This window comes from Chitinophaga sp. (genome assembly GCF_035564935.1).
In the GTDB taxonomy this organism is placed as follows: domain Bacteria; phylum Bacteroidota; class Bacteroidia; order Chitinophagales; family Chitinophagaceae; genus Chitinophaga.
On record NZ_DATMTE010000382.1, the window covers coordinates 1 to 3,355 of the forward strand.

The 3,355-nt window shown below is 46.1% G+C and carries 5 protein-coding genes; all 5 read right to left on the reverse strand.

Annotated features, from left to right (window positions below; genetic code table 11):
* On the reverse strand, positions 1-240 hold a 240-nt coding region (locus VN105_RS10105; RefSeq protein ID WP_325640428.1), incomplete at its 3' end, for an EVE domain-containing protein.
* Positions 241-273: 33 nt separating this feature from the next.
* Positions 274-993 carry a (Fe-S)-binding protein gene (locus tag VN105_RS10110; RefSeq protein ID WP_325640430.1) on the reverse strand — a complete coding sequence of 240 codons (720 nt, stop codon included), beginning with the start codon at positions 991-993 and terminating at the stop codon, positions 274-276.
* A 23-nt stretch (positions 994-1,016) separates the two neighbouring features.
* Complete coding sequence (ribH, locus tag VN105_RS10115; RefSeq protein WP_325640432.1) at positions 1,017-1,517, reverse strand: 6,7-dimethyl-8-ribityllumazine synthase; 501 nt, start codon at positions 1,515-1,517, stop codon at positions 1,017-1,019.
* 67 nt (positions 1,518-1,584) lie between these two features.
* Complete coding sequence (locus VN105_RS10120; RefSeq protein WP_325640434.1) at positions 1,585-2,283, reverse strand: tetratricopeptide repeat protein; 699 nt, start codon at positions 2,281-2,283, stop codon at positions 1,585-1,587.
* Between the two features lie 121 nt (positions 2,284-2,404).
* On the reverse strand, positions 2,405-3,355 hold a 951-nt coding region (pdhA, locus tag VN105_RS10125; RefSeq protein WP_325640436.1), incomplete at its 5' end, for a pyruvate dehydrogenase (acetyl-transferring) E1 component subunit alpha.

Below are 3,355 nucleotides of genomic sequence, written 5' to 3' on the forward strand. Positions count from 1 at the left end.
CACCCAGTTAGGATCCGGTGTGGTAGGGTCCTGGTAGGCTTCTTTGGCCACGGTAGCCAGGCCTACTATTTCCATGCCTTCATTGCTGTGGTAAAACAGTACCTGGTCGCCTTTCTTCATTCCCCTGAGATTGTTGCGCGCCTGGTAATTACGCACCCCATCCCAGAAGGTGAGTTTATCTTTTACAAACTGGTCCCAGGAATATTTAAACGGCTCGGATTTCACCAACCAATAGTTCATATTGTACTTAATTTTCGTAATCAGATAGTAAGGTTACCAGCCACTGGCCAATACATCCGCAATGTGCATCACCTTGATGTTGGTGCCGTGTTTACGGATATAACCATCCAGGTGCATCAGGCAGGAAAGATCAGTGGAGATCAGGTAATCGGCGCCGCTGTTAACAGCATTGTTTACTTTTTGTTCCCCCATTCCCATGGAAATAGGCTCAAACTTCACGGAGAAGGTACCTCCAAAGCCACAGCACACTTCACAGTCGTTCATTTCTTTCAGCTCCAGTCCTTTTACTTTTTCCAACAGTTTGCGGGGGCCTTCCTTGATCTGGCATTCCCGTAAGGCGCCGCAGGCATCATGATAGGTGCCAACTCCATTGAGGGTAGCGCCCAGGTCTGTTACGTGCAATACATCTGTGAGAAATTCGGTAAACTCGTAGAGGTTTTTCTTCAGCAGTTTCACATCATTGTGCGCGGCGGAATTATCGAACAATTTGCCATAGTAGTTTCTTACAAAACCTGTACAGGAACCGCTGGGAGCAACAATATAGTCGAAGGTTTTGAAATCCTTCACAAACTTGGTAGCCACAGTGCGGCATTCATCCTGGTACCCGGCATTATAGGCCGGCTGACCACAACAGGTTTGCTCCGTATTATACATTACATTACATCCAAGTTTCTCAAGCACCTTCACCATATTGAAGGCGGTTTCAGGAAACAGCTGATCTACAAAACACGGTATAAATAACTGTACATTCATCTCTATAGCTTTTAGCGTTAGCCTTAGCTTTTAGCTAACTTTCTTTGCAATGCGATCATCTTCAGTGCAGTAATGGCAGCTTCTTCCCCTTTGTGCCCGTGGGCGCCGCCAAGTCTGTCCAGCGCCTGCTGCTCATTATCTACCGTCAGGATTCCAAATATAACAGGAACGGGTAACTGAAGGTTCAATTGAAGGATACCTTCTGTTACGGCTTTACATACATAATCGAAATGTGGTGTTTCGCCACGGATCACGCAACCGAAAGCAATAATAGCGCCAGGCTGTTTACCGGTGCCTTTGGTGGTTTCCCAATATTGTTTGCAGGCATACGGCAACTCGAAAGCGCCCGGTACAATTATTTTTTCTGATTTACCAACTTTATACTGTGTGAGGGCTTTTTCGCAGCCGTTTACCAGTTCGTTTACGATGGCGTCGTTCCATTCGGTATACACCATAACAACACTGGCATCCTCCAGGTTGAGAATGCCAGCGTCATTTAATAAGCTTTTATTGTGCTCGGACATATTATTCTATAGCTTTGGGCTGTTGGCAGTCAGCTGCCGGCCGGAACCTGCAGCTGACTGCTATCAGCTAGTTCTTTACATCTCCCAGTCTTGCCAGGTATTTGTCCATTTCACGACCTTCGTTAGTCGTAGGAAATTTCTCTTTGATCTCTTTGTAGATGGTAACGGCTTCCTGCGCTTTACCTGCTTTTTCCAGGGCCTGGCCTGCACGGAACAGGTAAACAGGGGCCGTCAGTTCGTTATCGTTATAGTGTCCTGCTTTTTTGTAAGACTCAATACCTTCATCCGCTTTGTTCAGCTCCATGTAAGCGTCGCCGATCAAACCGTAGGCAGTGGGTTGCAGCAGCAGGTCTGTTGAACTAAAAGATTTCAGCATGTCGATGCCTTTCTGGTATTCGCCCAAACGGATGTAACAAACACCGGCGCTGTATTTGGCCAGGTTACCGGCTTTGGTGCTGCCGTATTTGTTTACCACCTGGAGGAAACCATAGTTGTTACCATCACCGTTCAGTGCCAGTTTGAATGAATCTACCGCGAAGTAGTTTTGCGCATGGAAGATCATTTCCTGCGCTTTGTTTTCATTCGGTTGTTTTACAAAACGGTTATAGGCGAAGAAACCGCCTACCACTACTACCACAGCCAGTACAGCTATTGTAATAACGTTTTTGTTTTTATAGAAGAAATCCTCTGCCTTGTGCATGGATGCTTCCAGGTCAAAATCTTTTGTAGGTTGAGGCACGGTGGCTTTATCTTTAGTTTCTGCCATTGTAAGGTGTAATTGTGATTGCTTGGTTATTAAATATAGGGTTTAGCTTTAGGCTTTAAGCCTTTAGCAGATGCAGCTTTTGCTACATTTACTAAAGGCTTAAAGCAGATAGCTAAATACATTAGTCAACGATGAATGGATAATCCTGCTGAACGTAAACGTCTTTCAGTAATTCATCATCGCTTGGCCACGGAGATTCTTCTGCGAATGCCACACATTCTTCCACTTCTGTTTTCACTCTTTCGTTGATCGCTTCAATTTCTGCTTCGGTAGCCCATTTATTTTTCTGAATAACTCTCAGTACTTCGTTGATCGGATCTTTTTCCTTGTATTCTTCGAGTTCTTCTTTGGTGCGGTATTTAGCCGGGTCGCTCATGGAGTGACCGCGATAGCGGTATGTTTTGATTTCCAGGAGGGTTGGACCGCCGTTTTCACGGCCACGTTTTACCGCTCTTTCGATACCATCATGTACAGCTTCGCAGCTCATACCATCGATAGAATCGGCCGGCATTTCGTAAGCATCCGCCAGTTTATAGATATCCAGTACGTTGGAGGTACGTTCTACAGAAGTACCCATTGCGTACATGTTGTTTTCACAAATGAAAATTACCGGGAGCTTCCAGGTCATTGCCATGTTAAAGGTTTCATGGAGAATACCCTGGCGGGCAGCGCCATCACCGAAGAAACACAACACTACGTTGTCTGTTCCTTTGTACTGCTCTGCAAGTGCGAGGCCGGCACCGGTACCTATCTGGGCTCCAACAATTCCGTGGCCGCCGAAGAAGCCATGTTCCTTGGAGAAAAAGTGCATACTGCCTCCCTTTCCTTTCGAACAACCGGTTGCTTTACCATACAGTTCTGCCATACAAGCTTTAGCGGAAATCCCTTTCGCAATTGCCAGCGCATGATCACGGTAGGCCGTGATGAATTTATCTTCCGGCTTGGTAGCTGTCATCGCACCAGCAGCAATTGCTTCCTGTCCTATGTACAAATGACAAAAGCCACGGATTTTTTGCATCCCGTACAATTGGCCTGTCTTTTCTTCAAAGCGGCGCAGCAAAAGCATCAATTC

Coding starts and splice junctions, on each gene's coding strand:
- ribH (WP_325640432.1), bottom strand. CDS start 1,517: ATGTCCGAGCACAATAAAAGCTTATTAAATGACGCTGGCATTCTCAAC.
- VN105_RS10120 (WP_325640434.1), bottom strand. CDS start 2,283: ATGGCAGAAACTAAAGATAAAGCCACCGTGCCTCAACCTACAAAAGAT.
- VN105_RS10110 (WP_325640430.1), bottom strand. CDS start 993: ATGAATGTACAGTTATTTATACCGTGTTTTGTAGATCAGCTGTTTCCT.